This window comes from Pseudomonas sp. GW821-FHT04D07 (genome assembly GCF_059420225.1).
Map to the genome: position 1 here is coordinate 200,386 of NZ_JBWKTH010000006.1, position 17,162 is coordinate 217,547.

The window sequence follows — 17,162 nt, forward strand, 5'->3', positions numbered from 1 at the left end:
TGCCCTTTCGGATGTCTCGCTGACGAAAAGCGCCCCGCCCCAACACCTGTTGGGGCGGGGCTTTTTTGCCCATACCGCCTTTAGCGCTGGTCGCAAACGCTAGGGTGGATGTGGTTAATTTGGAGAGTCAACATGAACGAATTTACCCTGAATGCTGAAGTGCGTTCCGACCTGGGGAAAGGTGCGAGCCGCCGCCTGCGTCGTCTCGCTAGCCTGGTTCCAGCTGTAGTTTACGGTGGCGAAAAAGCCCCTGAATCCATCAGCATGCTGGCCAAAGAAGTTGCCAAACTGCTCGAAAACGAAGCGGCTTACAGCCACATCATCGAGCTGAACGTTGGCGGCACCAAGCAAAACGTGATCATCAAAGCCCTGCAACGTCACCCGGCCAAAGGCCACGTGCTGCACGCAGACTTCGTGCGCGTTGTGGCCGGTCAGAAACTGACCGCTCACGTGCCTGTGCACTTCGTCAACGAAGCGGCAGCCATCAAGAAAGGCGGCGAGATTTCCCACGTTGTGGCCGAAGTCGAAGTGACCTGCCTGCCAAAAGATCTGCCTGAGTTCATCGAAGTCGACCTGGCTGACGCCGAAGTCGGTTCGATCATTCACCTGTCGGACCTCAAAGCTCCGAAAGGCGTTGAGTTCGTCGCACTGGCTCACGGTAACGACCTGGCTGTTGCCAACGTTCACGCGCCACGTGTTGCACCGGAAGCTGACGCTGCCGAGTAATATTTACTCCGTAACGTTGGAGTCATGGAAACATCGCGAGCTGGCAAGTAGCGAGTAAAGCGGGCGGGATCGCGAAGTTTGCATCATGTAAATGAGCGCGTTTCGTCCACTTTCGCCGCTACCTGAGTAGCGCCGATGTTATCCACAACTCCTAGGAAGGGCCCCTGTCGTGACTGCCATCAAACTGATCGTTGGCCTGGGAAATCCAGGCCCCGAATACGAACAGACCCGGCATAACGCGGGGGCCCTTTTTGTTGAGCGCATCGCCCACGCCCAAGGTGTCAACCTGGTGGCCGATCGCAAATATTTCGGCCTGACCGGGCGCTTCAATCACCAGGGTCAGGACGTTCGTCTGTTGATCCCCACCACCTACATGAACCGTAGCGGCCAGGCCGTTTCGGCATTGGCTGGATTCTTCCGCATCACGCCTGAAGAAATCCTGGTGGCCCACGACGAACTGGACCTGCCTCCCGGCGTCGCCAAGCTCAAACAGGGCGGCGGACACGGCGGGCACAACGGCCTGCGTGACATCATCGCGCAGCTCGGCAACCAGAATACCTTTCACCGCCTGCGGCTTGGCATTGGCCACCCGGGCGTTGCCAGTATGGTTTCAAATTTCGTCCTGGGTCGTGCGCCACGCGCCGAACAGGAAAAGCTCGATGCCAGCATCGATTTTGCCCTCGGCGTGCTGCCGGATATCCTCGCCGGGGAATGGAACCGCGCGATGAAAAACCTGCACAGCCAGAAGGCCTGACTCTTACCCGAGGGGAAACACCATGGGATTCAACTGCGGCATCGTCGGCCTGCCCAACGTCGGCAAATCCACCCTGTTCAACGCCCTGACCAAATCCGGTATCGCGGCGGAGAACTTCCCCTTCTGCACCATCGAGCCGAACAGCGGTATCGTGCCGATGCCTGACCCGCGCCTGCAGGCCCTGGCCGAGATCGTCAAGCCCAAGCGCATCCTGCCGACCACCATGGAATTCGTCGACATTGCCGGCCTCGTCGCCGGGGCTTCGAAGGGTGAAGGCCTGGGCAACAAGTTCCTCGCCAACATCCGCGAGACCGATGCCATCGCCCACGTGGTCCGCTGCTTCGAAGACGAGAACGTGATTCACGTCTCCAACAGCGTCGACCCCAAGCGCGACATCGAGATCATCGACCTGGAACTGATCTTCGCCGACCTCGACAGCTGCGAGAAGCAACTGCAGAAAGTCACCCGCAACGCCAAGGGCGGTGACAAGGACGCCGTGGTGCAGAAGGGCCTGCTGGAGCAATTGATCGCCCACTTCACCGAAGGCAAGCCGGCGCGCAGCCTGATGAAGAGCATGAGCGACGACGAGAAAGCGGTGATCCGCGGCTTCCACCTGCTGACCACCAAGCCGGTCATGTACATCGCCAACGTCGCCGAAGACGGCTTCGAGAACAACCCGCTGCTGGACGTGGTCAGGGCCATTGCCGAGGAAGAAGGCGCGGTGGTGGTGCCGGTGTGCAACAAGATCGAAGCGGAAATCGCCGAGCTTGATGACGGTGAAGAGAAGGACATGTTCCTCGAAGCCCTGGGCCTTGAAGAACCCGGCTTGAACCGTGTGATCCGTGCCGGCTACGAAATGCTCCACCTGCAGACCTACTTCACTGCTGGCGTCGAGGAAGTCCGCGCCTGGACCGTGCGTGTCGGTGCGACCGCGCCACAGGCTGCCGGTGTGATCCACACCGACTTCGAGAAAGGCTTTATCCGCGCCGAAGTGATCGCCTACAACGACTTCATCCAGTACAAGGGCGAAGCCGGGACCAAGGAAGCCGGTAAATGGCGCTTGGAAGGCAAGGAATACATCGTCAAGGACGGTGATGTGATGCACTTCCGCTTCAACGTGTAAGCGCGCAGCCGGATTCCGGCGGACACTAAACCCCCGTACTCACGCAGTGATACGGGGGTTTTTTTATCCGTTTAATCGAGTAGCTCTGCGACGGGGGCTCTGGGGGATCCTGGACGGCGAGCTCGTCTTTTCAGCTCAGCCCGGCCCTGACTGGTGATCTTTGCTGAGCGGGTAAGCACGTATTTATTAAATTTGAGGACTTGCACCGAGGTTTGCTGGCATTGCGCTATGCTCTACTCCATTAGCTGGAGGATGCCATACCCATCGGGGGTAGCTAGAAGAGCAGCTACCCGTCGTACAAGCCGCAGGCGTCAAGCTACACCTTTGACAACCGGCTAAAGTCATCAAAATGTTTAACCATGGAAAGCTTTCGAGGCTTTGTAAAGGGACGGCGATGACTAATGGCATGCATTATGATCATTTCAGACTTGTCGTTGATGCAGCGCCGACGGGTATCGTTATGGTCGACCCCAAGGGTGACATCGTCCTGGTGAACCGGCATCTGTTGGGCGTATTTGGCTATGCTGAATCAGAACTGCTAGGGCAACCGATAGAGTTACTGCTGCCTCAGTCCCTACGTCCGACTCACCCGGCGAAAGTACGCGCTTTTTTCAATAGCCCTTCTGTCCGTTCCATGGGCGCTGGACGTGACCTGTACGCGGCCCGAAGCGATGGAAGCGAGTTTCCAGTAGAAATTGGCCTGACCCCCGTGGACACTGAAGAAGGCCTTCATGTCCTTGCTACTATTGTGGATATCACCGAGCGCAAAAATGCTGAGAAGCTGCGTGCCCGCACCCGTGATCAGTTCAATGCTGTCGTGGAAGCCTCTCCAACCGGCATTGTGATGATCGATGAAAATGCGCGTATTACCTTGGTTAACTGTCAGATTGAACGCCTATTTGGTTATTCGCGCCATGAACTGATCGGCCAACCCATTGAAATTTTGTTACCCGCGCGAATGCGTATGAGCCACCCTGAAAAGGTGAGAAGTTTTTTCATTAACCCCACCACCCGATCGATGGGAGCAGGGCGTGACCTTTATGCGGCCCGTTTTGATGGAACTGAATTCCCTGTCGAGATTGGTCTGAATCCGCTTGATTTGTTCGATGGGCGCCAGGTCATGGCGACTATTGTTGATATCACCGAACGAAAAAAAGCCGAGGTCAAGCTCCTGCGCGCCAATGAGGGATTGGAGCAATTTGTGTACGTTGCTTCGCATGATCTGCGCTCGCCTCTGCGGGGCATTGCCGATCTGTTGGAGTGGATCAAGGAGGATATTCAAGACACCCCCAACGAAAGCGCGCTGAAGAATATTGATCGGGCCAGGCTCCGGGTGGAAAGGCTTGAATACCTGATTTCCGATTTATTGATTTACGCACGCGCTGGCTCAGTGGATGCGGAAGTCTCGTGCATCGACTTTCAAGCTTTTTTTTCACAACTATTGGAACTGCAATCCCTGCAGGCAGGTTTTGAAATCAAGCTCAACATTGGGCCAGCCAATATCTATGCTGCGCGCACGCCAATTGAGACGGTGATGCGTAATCTGGTCTCTAACGCGGTTAAACATCATGATCTTGATCACGGTGTATTGACGATCAGCGTGCTGGACAAGGGAAAGTTCATTGAATTTTCGGTTGGCGATGATGGCCCCGGAATACCTGAGCACGCACAGCAACGTATCTTCAAGTTATTTCAAACTGCGTCGTCGAGTGAGCGACAAAGTTCGGGGGTGGGCTTGGCTGTCGCCAAGAGGCTGACGGAAGCGCACGGCGGCTGGATTGTTGTTGAATCCCAGGATGGTCAGCGTGGAACCACTTTCCGCGTCAATTGGCCGAATACTCGGCCGGACATGGGAGCAAGCTAACCATGGCACAATCACACAACTCCGGGTTCTCGATTTTATTAATCGAAGATGATGACGTCGCGGCTGAAGCCGCTATGCGCAATCTGAAAAAAAGTGGGCTTGACTACCCGTTCTATACGGTTGCCAATGGTGCCGAAGGCCTCGCTGCTCTGCGCGGTAATAGTCCCCACGGGACACTGCCTAAATCCACCATCGTACTGCTCGACCTCAACATGCCGGTGATGGATGGTTTTGAGTTTCTCGAGGCTCTGCGCGCAGACCAAGAACTTCGCTCCAAGGTCGTGTTCGTACTAACGACGTCGGACGCTGATGCGGACCGCACGCGGGCTTATCACAACTGCATTGCTGGTTACATAGTGAAATCTGCCTTGGACAGCAGGCTTTCCAATCTTGCCAATCTGTTGAAGTCCTATGACGCAGCCATCACACTCGCCTGATACGGCAGTTGAGATAGGCATAATACGCCTCTTGCTCGTTGATGATGACGATGTCGACCGCGAGCGTATTTGTCGCCTCTTGGCTAAAAGCAGCGTCCCGTGTACGGTGACTGAGTCCTCGACATTGGATAAAGCACGTTCCTTGTTAGTCTCGAATGACTTTGATTGCGTGTTTTTAGACTACCACCTTGGTGAAAACATTAGCACAGAACTCCTGCGCGAGATTAAATCAAGCTCGAAACCCTATCTACCTGTCATCATAGTAACCGGAAGCGACAATGAGCGCCTGGTCGTACAAACTATGCAGGATGGTGCGTACGACTTCATTTCCAAAACCCATCTACAGGTAGGCCTGGTAGAAAGCATTTTGCTGAATAGCCAGGTCCGCATCAAGCTGGAGCGCGAATTGCGTTCCGAGCGCGAGCGGCTTGAGTACCTGAGCTTTTACGACACATTAACCGGCCTACCAAACCGCGCGTTGTTTTTTGACAGGGCAGAAAACAACCTGCAAACGGCATCCCGTAGGGGTGAAGCGTTTGCGATCATGCAGATTGACCTTGATCTATTTAAAAACGTGAATGATAGCTTTGGACATTGGGTCGGAGATGTCGTGCTGACTGTCGTGGCACAGCGCATCAAATCCGTTCTGCGAGGGGCCGACACCGTCGCACGTTTTGGCGGCGACGAGTTTGCGGTCGTATTGTCCGAAGCCTCTACCTCAGAAGTTGCTTTGCATGTTGCTGAAAAGATAACCCAGGAAATTCGCAAACCTATCTCTGTTGACAAACATGTGGTGATCATTGAGTCCTCGATCGGTATTGCCCTATACCCATCGCAGGGCGAGTCCGTTCAAACGCTCCTCCTTAAGGCCGATTGGGCCATGTACGCGGCAAAAAAAGGCGCCAACCTTTACCTGACGTACGCGGAGGGCATGGAATCCATGCGTCAATGTCCAGCTCTCGAGAGCGAGCGCTTGCGACAAGCACTTGACCGCCAAGAGTTGTTTGTTGAATATCAGCCCATTATGGACCTGTGCAGCCAAGACATTGATGGTTTCGAGGCGCTTGTACGCTGGCGCACTCAGGACGGAAAAGTCGTACCACCTGACGTGTTCATCCCTCTTGCCGAACGATCTCCACTGATCCGGCCACTGACTTACTGGGTGCTCGGCGCGGCTTTAGACCAAGCTCAAGCTTGGCGCGCTCAGGACTTGGCACTAACGATATCCGTCAATATTTCTGCGCGAATGCTCGATGACACGACCCTTACGCAACGTGTCTTGCAGGAACTGAAGGTCCGTGGACTTCCGACGTCGCTACTAACACTAGAACTCACCGAAACGGCACTTATGTCTAACGTAGAAAGGGCCAGGAAAATTCTGGAAGAACTTATAGACTCAGGTATTCGTATTTCCATCGACGATTTCGGTGCAGGGTTTACTTCATTTAAATATCTGCGCCAGATGGATGTCTCGGAAATCAAAGTGGACATGGCGTTTACCACCGATTTGAAAGAAGGTTCGCGTGATAGGGTGATTGTTCGCTCCATCGCACAGTTAGCCAACGGCTTTGGAGCTACAGCCGTGGCCGAAGGCATAGAGAACCTTAGCGACGTTCCCAAACTGCTGGCGCTCGGTTGTCATAAGGGGCAAGGTTATGGGATTGCGCATCCGATGCTGGGCAAACTCGTTGCTGGATGGATAGCCAATTGGAATACAAGCCGGGTTTTGTTAAATAAATAACCAGAAAAGCCATCCCCCTTTGACCTTGCTGGCACTATTAACTATATCCATAAAACCAGCTTTACCATGGAAAGATCGTGGACCGCCCCAAACCGCTGGCGTGCTTGACGTCTTTCAGGCGAAGACTCATCAAGCCTCATCATCGCGATAGATGCGCACAGGATTTTCGTCCACATCCGCTGCCGACCGAAAGATAAACGCCCATTGTTCATCACTGAACAATGGGCGTTATCCGATCAGCACAATTTAACGGATCAGAAGGTCCAGCGCACCTGCACATCACCGGTATTGGCGGTGTAACCGCTCGCCGCCTCCAGGGTGTACTTCGCCGACAGGCTGAGGTTTTCGCTGCGCAGCAGGGTCACGCCCAGTGCCAACACCCCGGTGTCGGCGACCGGTTTCGCCCCCGGGCTGGTGAAGCTGGTGGCGCCCGAGGTATCGGCGGCGTAGTTGGCGACCGATTGCAGGCCGTTGTCGTGGTACTCATGCCGCCAGGTCAGTTGCGCCGAAGGCACGACGCTGCCGTAGGACGTGGCGAAGGAACGCTCCAACTTGGCGCCCAGGTCGCTCTTCAGCGAAGTGCTGTTGCTGGAATCCAGGTGCAGCGCCGCGCCATTGCCGCCGCTTTCGGTGTAGCTGTCCTGGCGCAAGGTGCTGTAGGTCAAGCCGGCAATCGGTGTCAGGATGACGTTGGCCATCGAGGCGCCGAGGTCGATCGGGTAGCCGGCTTGTGCCGAGGCAATGTACTGCATGCCATCGTGTTGGCCTTTAGCCGCGCCATTGAAACCGCTGAAGCTGATTTCACGCTGGGTATCGTACTGATGCTGGATGGCACCCAGCGACAGGTCCAGATACCACGGCTGGCCCTGGTAGCTGGCATAACCGAACAGGCCGTAGGACTTCACGTCGGCGGAACTGCCGCTGTTGTCGCCGTCGTTGTTCACCGTGGTCTTGGTGTAGCTGAACAGGCCGCCGGCGCGCCAGCTGTCGTTGAGCGCGGCATCGGCGCCCAGCAGGAAGCCGCTGTAGCGGGCGTGGTAGCCGGCAATATCGTCGCGCTCGCCAAGGTGCGAACTGCCACCGAAGGCCTGGCCCCAGAGCCCGGTGTTGCGGGCGCTTTCACCGGTGGCCACACCGCTGCCGGCGCTGTCGTTCTGTGCGGTGCGCAACCCATCGAGGTGCGCCGCGGCGACATTGAGGACTTGCACGGTGGAGGCGGTGGACGCCTGGGTGGCGGCACTACTGTTCGCGGTCGGGCTCAACTGCGCCCCGGCGTGGTTGCCGGCGGCCGAAGAGTCGAGGGCCGCGGCGGCGTTGAACAGGTTCATCAGACCGGCATCGACACCGCTGTAATTGAACAGCCCGGTCAGGGGGGCGTTGCTGTTGGCGCTGGAGGCCTGATTGATCGGCGTGGCCCCTGCCGTCGCCGTCCCCAGCGTCACCAGCAAGTCGGCATTGGCGCCATCGGCCACACTGGTACCTGCGGCGTTAAAACCCGCAACCGTGTAGTGCAGGCTGTCGGCGTTGTAGTTCGTCCCCGTGGAATTGGCTTGAATCACCACGTAGCGTTGGCCTTGGGCAAAACCATAGCTGCCCAGCTTCTGCAGGCCGATCGTCGAACCCGAAGCGACGTTCGCGCTGCCGGACACCACCAGGCGCCCGTAGCCTGCGTCGGTGTTGATATTACCGGTGGTCACGGCATTGTTGGCCACGCCGAGGATCAGGCTGGCGTTGGCGGCCTGCTGGTAATTACCGGTGATATGGATCGTGTTATTGACCTGCAGCGTGCCTTGGTTGGACACGTTGAAGCTGCCGACATTGATATTGTCGTTAAGCAGTTGATTGCCAAGACCGAATACCAGGTTCGAGGTGGTATTACTGATCGTGCCGATCGTGCCGCCGAAACCGGTCAGGGTGCCGAAGGTCAATCCCGTGCCACCGTTGATGGTCAGGTCCTGGCTGGAGAGGTTCGTGATATCGCCCGCCATCGTGCCTGAGTTGGTAATCACGCCAGGGGTGCCGCCGAGCACGCTGGCCGCCTCGTTGTAAAGCGCATAGCTGCTGCCGGTGATCAGGCCGCTGTTGCTTAGCGTACCGATCGTGCCGCTGTTGTCGATGCCATAGCCGGTGCCGGTGCCGCTGACAGTGCCGCTGATCGTACCGCTGTTGTTCAGCGTGCTGATCGTGCCGCTGTTGACGATGCCATAGCCGAAAGTACCAGCGTTGCTGTTACTGCCGCTGATGATGCCGCTGTTGTTCAACGTGCCGATGCTGCCGTTGTTGCCGATGCCCTCATAGTAGCCGCCGCTGATGGTGCCGCTGTTGCTCAGCGTGCCGATCGTGCCGCTGCTGCTGTTGGCGAAGCCGGTACTATAGCCGCTGATGGTAGCGCCGGCATTGTTGGTCAGCGTGGTGATGCTGCCGTAGTTGAGCATGCCGTCGGCAGTGCTGCCGTTGATGAGGCCATTGTTGGTCAGCGCGCCGATCGTGCCGTCGTTGCGGAAGCCGCCGTTGCCGCCACCACTGAGAGTGCCACCGACATTGTTGGTCAGCGCGGTGATGCTGCCACTGCTGTAGATGCCGCTGTTGTTGCCGCTGATAAGGCCGCTGTTGATCAGCGTGCCGATCGTGCCCTGGTTGTTGATACCGCTGCTGCCGCTGGCGCTGATGGTGCCACCAGCATTGTTGGTCAGCGTGGTGATGCTGCCAGCATTGTAGACACCTGTACCAATGGCGCTGATGGTGCCACCAGCATTGTTGGTCAGCGCGGTGATGCTGCCGCTGCTGTAGATGCCGCTGCCAGCGCTGCCGCTGATGAGGCCGCTGTTATTCAGCGCGCCAATACTGCCGCTGTTGTTGATGCCATTGCCGCTACCGCTGCCGATGAGGCTGCCGTTGTTGAGCAGCGTGCCAAGCGAGGATCCCGTTGCCGACACTGCCGTGCCACTGGATACCGAGACGCCGCTGTTGACCGTGAGATCGCTATTGGTCCATGAAACCTGGTTAGTGGTATTGGAGGAGATAACCGTCGGGACCGGAGCCGCACTCGCCATCGCCGTCGTGGGCGCCAGCGCCGCCAGCGCCGCCGTTATCGACATGCTTAATAGGGTCAAGCGGCCAGCCGTCGATGGCTGTCGATACCTGGATGGGCGTATCGTCATGTACTGCATTTTTTCTCCCCTGTGTCACTTTTTGAAATAATTATTAAATTCGCCGGAGTTTATTCAATCCGCTTTCACAGCCTTGACCGTGCGTCCAAGTTACTGAAATAAATCATTACAACTTACTCTTAAAGGGAATGACTCGCAGGGACGACGGAAAAACGACGTATCGCTGGCGTCAAAGATCGCGATCCTCGACAACCGCGGCGCAACATGCGCAGACAATCAATGCGAGGAAGAATACGTGTCCAATCCTGGAAGTTAACGCCCAAGCGAAGCGGCATAGGCATGCAAATCCTGCGGAGCCATGTCATAGGCTCGACGAAATGCGCGCGTAAAACTCGATGCGTTGTTAAACCCCAGCCCGAAGGCAATATCCTTTACCGCCAGATGCGGAAAGCGGACCAGATCACTGGCCGCCGCACGCAGCCTGCGGCTGCGGATATAGGCCGCCAGGCCGCCTTCATGGGCAAACAAGCTGTAGACGCTGGCGCGCGACAGATGCAACTGCTGCAAGACACTGTCGGGAGATAAATCAGGCTCGTGCAGATGCGCCTCGACATAACGCCGCACCTGTCCATATACGGCTGCGCGCACCGCCGCGCGGGCGTTACCGGAAAGCCCCGCCTGCTGGCTGAAAGCCGTGGCCAGCAACTGAATCCCTGTGCGAAAGGCACTATCCGCTTCGTCCTTGCTCAGACCGACGATCTGTTGATTGAGTGTCAGCAGATGCGCAACCAGCACCCGTGTCAACGGCGTGGTCGCTTCAACCCGTCGACCATGCAGAGAGGCAGCATCGGGAAAGACCTCTTCCACCAATGCACGCGGCACGAAAAATATCAGCATTCGGCCATGAAAACTCTGGATGGTGCACGGCTGAGCCAGGTCCTGCACCAGAATGCTCGGCGCCGAGGGCCGGTGCGTGTCGAGCCAATGCGCGTAACCCTTCATGTGCGCGGGCGTTCCCTCCAGGAACAGGCTAAAAGAGAGATCGCAGACGCTCTCCGTCGACACGCGCCCGAGTGAGCGCTCGGCCACATTCGGGCTGGTGTGAATATCGAAGAAGCTCAAAGGACCGATCGAGTAACGGCAAAGCGAAGCCGCGAAGGTTTCCTCGCCCTTGGCTGATGGCGGGCGCAGATCGTAGACCGGATCCATCCGTTCTTGCCAGGCCAAAAAGCTCAGGTTGGCATCGCCTTGCACGCTGAAATGACTGCACGTGATGCCAGGCGCGAGGATGGGCCGCTCCGGCGGCAACAGCAGGCGCCTTTCCGGCATGCCATCTAACACCATATCGCTCATTCGTCAGTCTTCGTGAACGGTATCGGGAAACCGGATCAACGCGAACAGGCTGATGCATAAGGTTGCCAGCAAATACCAGGCGGGCGCCATCGGGTTGCCGGTCACGCCGATCAGCCAGGTCACGATAAAGGGCGAAAAACCGCCGAAAGTCGCCACGCCCAAACCGTAAATGATGGAAATGCCGGTGGCCCGGTGGTGACGCGGAAAAGCTTCGAGCATCATCACCGAACTGGGCCCGGTGTTGGTTAACGCCAACGCGACATAGCCCATGATAATGAGCAATGAAGCAATCTCTCCGACACCATGCGTCAATGCCAGGAACGCGGGGTAAACCAGCAGGATACAGCCGGTCAGCAGCAGGTACTGGATCGGTTTGCGGCGGGGTTGTCGATCGGAAATACCGCCCAGCAACGGTGTGCCAAGGAAAATGACCGTGCTTGCGAGACAGGCGCACAGCAGACTGAAGATGGGTGGCAGATGCAATACCGTCACCAGGTAAGTCGGCATGTAAAACACCATGATGTAAGCACTCGCCGAGGGCCCCGCCATCGACAGTATCCCCAACCACAGCGCGCGCGGATGGTGAGCGAACATACTCTTCAGCGAGGGGCGATAGGTTGCATCCATCGGACGCTCGGTCATTTGCTGTCGCAGATACCATCCGACCGGCCCGATCAGCATTCCCAGTATGAAAGGGATCCGCCATCCCCAAAGCTGCATGGCTTCGGGCGTCAGCACTGCCGTGGTGCAGGCGCCGATCAACGCGCCGGCCAGCGCGGCCACCCCCTGGCCGGTGCCCCGCCAACTGGTCAGGTAACAGCGGCGGCCTTTTTCAGCCAACTCCATCAAGGCCGCCGTAGAGACGCCGATTTCCCCGCCCGCCGCGAAGCCCTGCAGCAGCCTTGCCAACACCATGAGCAGCGCTGCCGCCCAGCCGATGGAGGCGTATGACGGGGTGAATGCGATGATGCCGGTGCCCAGCGTCATCAGCGTGATCGAGAGCGTCAGTCCCGCCTTGCGCCCCTTGCGATCCGCCAGATTACCGATGAGCAGCGCCCCCAGCGGACGCATGATGAAACCGACGCCGAATGTGGCGAGCGAAAGCAGCAGCGATACGAGGACGCTGCCCGATGGAAAAAAGAGTTTGCCGATGATGACAGCGGAAAAGCTGTACACCGTAAAGTCGTAGGTGATTAAACCGTTACCAATGGCAACCGCCCAGATGATGCGCTTTGACTGTTCATCGGCGCGCAGGGCCTCTTCAGCGACGGGCATTGGGACTGAGACGGGAAGCATGGTCATTTTAGCCTTTAGTTATCGAGCAAAATCCATGCCCAACTCAGCAAAATCCATGCCAGAGAATTCAAAGCGCTGTACGAGTATCAAAACAGAAACTGGCCGTGATATTTCACACCGAACCGATCACAACGGCCACTTTTCTTCGTGTGCCTGCGGATTCCACACACATCCGAGCACCTGCTCCACGCTCATCCGGTCAGGGAGGAGTCGCGGCCTTCAGCCATGTGTCATGATCAAATCGCAGGCCCGGACCGGCGCGCCGGAACTCAGCATGTGGCCCTTAGCCTTATACACGCTAGCGCCGACTGAGAGTTCGCCGTTGAATTTGAACTGCCAGATGACATCGGGATTGCTGATGCGGTAGCCGATGCCCTGCAAGTCCAGCATGTTGTTGGCGATGTTACCGGTCAAGGTTTCCACCACGATATCATTCTTACGGTAGGCGTTGACGGTACCGCCGTTCACTTCCATGGTGAACTTGGCCTGATAGGCGCTTTTACCGTTGTTCGTGTTCGCATCGCAGCTCATCAAGCCATTCCATTTCTCTGCTGTCAACACAGGCGCCGGTCTCGCCTGCGACGGTGGTGTGGCGGGGTTGTGGAGGCCTCGGCTTGCGACAGCACCGGGGCCTTCAATTGCCTCTGTGACGGGATGAAAAACTCATAACCGTTTTGCGTGGTCAATTCGGCGCAGCGATAAATCCAGTAATACCAGACCATGTCGCGCGAGGTTTGCCCATTGCCGTTGAAGACGACACGATAGGTGCTGTCGTCGATTTTGGTTTCAGTGTAACCGCCGGTGAATCCATGCGGTCCGTAGGCAGTGGTGCATCCGCTCAGCAACGCTGCTGTCAGCAACAAGCAGGGTAAGGCCTGGCACCACGGGTTAATCATCATGGATGACGAATTGACCTTGTTATTGTTGTGGATATATCTTGAAAAACGCCAGAATATTATCCTGACTTACGGCTGTATGGGGGTACAAAGTTCTACCCGTGTTCCGTCGGGGCATCAAACATAGGAAACCGTTTGTCCCCAGCCGCGATTTGTGTGGCGCCTGTGTTAACCCTCATTATGATACCGGCAACACAATGTTGCTTTCCTGGTAATAACGTAGCGCGCCAGGATGAAAGGCTATGGACGAGCCCAAAACAGCATGCGCAGGTGTGATTTCCTTTGCGGCGGGAAGTGTCTGTGCAAGTTCAGGAGCGTGCTCCAGAAGTGCCTTGGTGATCTCATAAGCCTGTGACATCGCCATTCGCTCATGCGCCACGAAGAGTGTTTTCCCAACCGCAACGCAAATGTCCTGGTCGATCCCTGGATAGGTGCCCTTGGGTATCGGTGCCACGAAATAGAACGGACCGTATTTTTCGACCATCTTGGGGACGGCATCGCCGGTGGCCAGCAGACGAACCTTGATCCCCGGCGTTGCCGCCAGATCGAGAATCACTGGCCCGGGCAACGTGGCATCCCAGGCGAAGGCGTCAAGCTTGCCGTCCTTGAGCGCCTGGGCAGCCTCCGGATATTCCTGGTGGACATGCGCGCCCAGGTTATCAGGCGTGACACCATAGGCTTCCAGTACCCGAAGTGCTTTGACCTCTGTCCCGCTGCCTGTCAACCCAGTCGATACGCGCTTGCCTTTCAGGTCGGCTACCGTGTCGATTCCCAGTCCTTCGAGAGTCACGATATGCATGTATCCGGAGGTCGTGCTCAGGAGGGTTTTCACCGGCACTCGCTCGGGGAAGCCGTCGAGCCGACCTTGAGTGGCAGCCCATGAAACATCGGCCTGGGCGAGAGCGAGCTCAATTTTCCCCTCTTGAAGAAGTTTCATATTCTCAGCGGCACCACTGGTCACGACGGCTTTAGCATCGATCTCTGGTGCGTACCTGGAGATCACTGCTGCCAGACTATTACCCAACGGGTAAAACACCCCGCCTTTGCCGGCAGTCCCGATAGCAAGTTGGCTGCGCGTCTGGGCCAGGAGTGATTCAGGCATTGCCGCAATCACTAGCGATGCCCCAACTCCCGTCCCAATGAGCTTGATGATCTGCCTGCGTGTCATTGTTGTCATAGCACACCTTTCATTGATATTTACGATGTTTGACCCACCAGGATCTTCGCCGGGCATCCGTATATCTGATGCCGGGCGAATGCTATTTTCCCGCGACGGGAGCAACAAACGATTTGTTTGGCATCGATGCATGAGCTAGAGTCATGCATGATTTTTACCGACAGACTTCAATGAAGCGCGCACTCCCTCCATTACTCGCACTGCGTGCCTTCGAAGCCGCCGCGCGTAGGTTGTCGTTCACCCATGCGGCGCTTGAACTCAACGTCACCCAGAGCGCAATCAGCCGACAGGTGCGTGCGCTGGAAGAGCATCTGCAGCGCAAGTTATTTATCCGTCTGACAAGAAAAATTGAACTGACCGAAGAGGGCCAATCCTTCTACGAAGCGATACGCAAGGCGTTTGAACAGATCGAGGAAGCGAGCGCGATTGCAATCGGCAGGCGTGCGCGCACAGTACTGACCATCAGTGTATTGCCAACTGTCGCCTCACTCTGGCTGATGCCGCGTCTGAGTTCATTCTGGCAGTCGAACCGGGATATTGAAGTACGGATAGTTGTCTCGACCGAGCCCGTTGATTTTCAGGCGCAGCAGGTCGATATGGCGATCAAGGTCGGACCGTTGCCGGGCAAGTGTTATCAAGCGAAACAACTTGAACTGGGTATTGGCGGCGAGATGGTGAAAGAATGGCGTGGTGTACAGGCCGATATGCTCTTTCCAGATGTGCTGGTGCCGATCTGTAGCAAGCACTTGCTTGAGCGCGGAGCACCGTTGAAAGAACATGCCGATTTGCAGTGGCACACGCTCATCCATACGGCGATCCGCCGCCATGCGTGGCGGGACTGGCTGAGCGCCCATGACGTTCATTTCGATACACGTAAGAATGCCATCGATTTCGGCCAATACTTCATGTCCCTCCAAGCCGCGCGCGACGGCGAGGGTGTCGCATTGATACCTTCCATACTGGTCGACAGTTTTGATTTGAATACCGAGCTGGTTCGACCGTTTCCGACAACGCTTGCCAGTGCCGGGGAGTATTACCTGCTGACGCAAAAGGCACGCTATGAAGAACGGGCGATCAAGCGTTTCCGCCAGTGGATTCTTACGCAGACAGCCATATCAACGTCAGGCAGCACTCCAAGTGAGTCTGTTTTGAACTGATGGGTCAGTTGGCCTCGGCACGGACAGCCAGCAACAAGCCCATCGCACTAGAACAGATAGCCCATGTAGATCGCGGCGCTACCACCGGCCTGCACGCCAGCGTTCATGCCGGCCATGACCACCGCCCCCTTGGCCGACTGCAGCAACTGCCGGTTGACCGTGGTGGAGGCAATGAGCGAGGTTGCCGGGTTGGAACTCAGAACCGCCGCCAACGCCAGCAGCTTGGGATCAAGTCCGAACAACAGCGCCGTGGCCGAACCGCCGACCACCAGCCCCGCCCCCACTTCGGTATACAGGCAAGGCCCGGTGATGTCGTCGCTGGTCAGATCACGACTGAGCAAGGCATCGCTGACAAACACCTTGCCGGTACTCGGGAAAGCCTCCGCCGCACCGGCTGCACCCACGCTCTTACCCTTGAGCTGGATATTGATCTTGCCGAAACGCGGCAGGCGCGCGCCAAATCCGACCCCCACCCCGACGCCACCGTAGCGATAGCTGACGTTCTCGCCCTGGGGCGAACGCAGGATGATCGAACCACCACTGCCCGCCACCAGGGCCACGCTCAGACCGCCGCCGCTGGCGGTCTGATACTGCCAGCGACTTTCATTGACCGGGATCGGGATGTTGTAGCTCATACGTTCAAAGTCCTTTAAGTGAATGAACCGCACCGCGACCGCGCCGGCTGATAGCCCTCAGCAGACCGGTAATAATGAACACCAGACCGATACCACCCAGTACCCCCGGAGTGCCCCACAATGCGGCCGGGTCATCGACGGTGGCGCTGCTGGCCGGCTGCTCGGGCAGGTAATACACCCGCACCGGCTGATCCTTCTGGTAGCCGAAGATAAAGCCGCCCTGGGGGTAGGAGATCTTTTCACCACTGCTGGCGATGAAGGCGATCTCAGGATGCGAGCCACCGGCATTCAAGTGGCTGACGATGCCATCGGCGGTCTGTGCGTGAGCGAGGAATTCGCGTCGATCAAACGTGAGATTGACGGCAATGCCCAACAAGACGATACCAATCAGGGCAAAAAGCAGTCCCTGGAGTATCGTCCCGAGGCGTGACGGGGTGAGGTTAGCCATGGCTTGTCTCGGTATTCGTCCATGAAAGAGGCGCTCAGGATAACAAGAAACTTCGCTATATCGCACTCCAGCAAAATAGGGCACCCCCCTGACATAATGGTGCCCTACCCTCCCGAAAAGATTCTGACTCGAGAAACAACCGCGCCTCTCAAGTAGCCCTCAACCTGCCAGTCCTGCCGGCTGTTCGTCGAGAAGCGAATCCAACAACTGCTGCACCACTTCAATCTGAAGTGACAGCGTGGCGCACCGCCGACTCAGGATGGGCGCAATTGTGATAAGCCAGCGCACGATCAATGGTTTTCGGATCAAAGTCTGTGCAAGCACTCAACGAGGGATTGGAGATAGTCTTGAGCATCTCTGAAACTCCTGTAATAGATAGTAAAGAACCTCTTGGCCTTGACCTCTTCAAGGCCAGACAGGTGCGACTCGCGAGTCAGTGAGCTCA

At 57.0% G+C, this 17,162-nt stretch carries 16 protein-coding genes; 7 read left to right on the forward strand and 9 right to left on the reverse strand.

Annotated features, from left to right (window positions below):
- Positions 1 to 132 precede the first annotated feature (132 nt).
- From AC07T0_RS10840 to AC07T0_RS10865, 6 genes are all read left to right on the forward strand, one after another.
- Complete coding sequence (locus AC07T0_RS10840; protein ID WP_495001169.1) at positions 133 to 726, forward strand: 50S ribosomal protein L25/general stress protein Ctc; 594 nt, start codon at positions 133 to 135, stop codon at positions 724 to 726.
- Between the two features lie 169 nt (positions 727 to 895).
- Positions 896 to 1,480: an aminoacyl-tRNA hydrolase gene (gene pth / locus AC07T0_RS10845; RefSeq protein WP_495001170.1), complete on the forward strand. Its 585-nt coding sequence runs from the start codon at positions 896 to 898 to the stop codon at positions 1,478 to 1,480.
- 22 nt (positions 1,481 to 1,502) lie between these two features.
- Positions 1,503 to 2,603, forward strand: coding sequence for a redox-regulated ATPase YchF (gene ychF, locus AC07T0_RS10850; protein ID WP_495001171.1), 1,101 nt, complete (start codon positions 1,503 to 1,505; stop codon positions 2,601 to 2,603).
- Positions 2,604 to 3,009: 406 nt separating this feature from the next.
- Positions 3,010 to 4,467, forward strand: coding sequence for a sensor histidine kinase (locus AC07T0_RS10855; RefSeq protein ID WP_495001172.1), 1,458 nt, complete (start codon positions 3,010 to 3,012; stop codon positions 4,465 to 4,467).
- 2 nt (positions 4,468 to 4,469) lie between these two features.
- Positions 4,470 to 4,904, forward strand: a complete 435-nt coding sequence (locus AC07T0_RS10860; RefSeq protein WP_495001173.1) for a response regulator — start codon at positions 4,470 to 4,472, stop codon at positions 4,902 to 4,904.
- Positions 4,879 to 6,645, forward strand: a complete 1,767-nt coding sequence (locus AC07T0_RS10865; RefSeq protein ID WP_495001174.1) for an EAL domain-containing response regulator — start codon at positions 4,879 to 4,881, stop codon at positions 6,643 to 6,645. Before AC07T0_RS10860 ends, AC07T0_RS10865 begins: the two co-directional genes overlap by 26 nt.
- 254 nt (positions 6,646 to 6,899) lie before the next feature.
- On the opposite strand, the gene AC07T0_RS10870 is transcribed toward AC07T0_RS10865, so the two are convergent.
- From AC07T0_RS10870 to AC07T0_RS10895, 6 genes are all read right to left on the reverse strand, one after another.
- On the reverse strand, positions 6,900 to 9,743 hold the full coding sequence (locus tag AC07T0_RS10870; protein ID WP_495001175.1) for an autotransporter outer membrane beta-barrel domain-containing protein: 2,844 nt from the start codon (positions 9,741 to 9,743) through the stop codon (positions 6,900 to 6,902).
- Between the two features lie 324 nt (positions 9,744 to 10,067).
- Positions 10,068 to 11,108 carry a helix-turn-helix domain-containing protein gene (locus AC07T0_RS10875; RefSeq protein ID WP_495001176.1) on the reverse strand — a complete coding sequence of 347 codons (1,041 nt, stop codon included), beginning with the start codon at positions 11,106 to 11,108 and terminating at the stop codon, positions 10,068 to 10,070.
- A 3-nt stretch (positions 11,109 to 11,111) separates the two neighbouring features.
- Complete coding sequence (locus AC07T0_RS10880) at positions 11,112 to 12,410, reverse strand: MFS transporter (RefSeq protein ID WP_495001177.1); 1,299 nt, start codon at positions 12,408 to 12,410, stop codon at positions 11,112 to 11,114.
- 213 nt (positions 12,411 to 12,623) lie between these two features.
- Positions 12,624 to 12,935 (reverse strand): hypothetical protein, encoded by a 312-nt coding sequence (locus AC07T0_RS10885; RefSeq protein WP_495001178.1) that lies wholly within the window; start codon positions 12,933 to 12,935, stop codon positions 12,624 to 12,626.
- Positions 12,936 to 12,958: 23 nt separating this feature from the next.
- Positions 12,959 to 13,303 (reverse strand): CC0125/CC1285 family lipoprotein, encoded by a 345-nt coding sequence (locus AC07T0_RS10890; RefSeq protein WP_495001179.1) that lies wholly within the window; start codon positions 13,301 to 13,303, stop codon positions 12,959 to 12,961.
- 175 nt (positions 13,304 to 13,478) lie between these two features.
- Positions 13,479 to 14,402, reverse strand: coding sequence for a TAXI family TRAP transporter solute-binding subunit (locus tag AC07T0_RS10895; protein WP_495001180.1), 924 nt, complete (start codon positions 14,400 to 14,402; stop codon positions 13,479 to 13,481).
- A 218-nt stretch (positions 14,403 to 14,620) separates the two neighbouring features.
- On the opposite strand from AC07T0_RS10895, the gene AC07T0_RS10900 reads away from it, so the two are divergent.
- Positions 14,621 to 15,634 carry a LysR substrate-binding domain-containing protein gene (locus AC07T0_RS10900; protein ID WP_495001181.1) on the forward strand — a complete coding sequence of 338 codons (1,014 nt, stop codon included), beginning with the start codon at positions 14,621 to 14,623 and terminating at the stop codon, positions 15,632 to 15,634.
- Between the two features lie 47 nt (positions 15,635 to 15,681).
- On the opposite strand, the gene AC07T0_RS10905 is transcribed toward AC07T0_RS10900, so the two are convergent.
- The 3 genes from AC07T0_RS10905 to AC07T0_RS10915 form a co-directional block, all read right to left on the reverse strand.
- Positions 15,682 to 16,269, reverse strand: coding sequence for a hypothetical protein (locus tag AC07T0_RS10905; RefSeq protein WP_495001182.1), 588 nt, complete (start codon positions 16,267 to 16,269; stop codon positions 15,682 to 15,684).
- A 4-nt stretch (positions 16,270 to 16,273) separates the two neighbouring features.
- Entirely contained in the window at positions 16,274 to 16,717 is a 444-nt protein-coding gene (locus AC07T0_RS10910; protein ID WP_495001183.1) for a DUF3592 domain-containing protein, read from the reverse strand.
- A gap of 220 nt (positions 16,718 to 16,937) precedes the next feature.
- Complete coding sequence (locus AC07T0_RS10915) at positions 16,938 to 17,072, reverse strand: hypothetical protein (RefSeq protein WP_495001184.1); 135 nt, start codon at positions 17,070 to 17,072, stop codon at positions 16,938 to 16,940.
- Positions 17,073 to 17,162 lie beyond the last annotated feature (90 nt).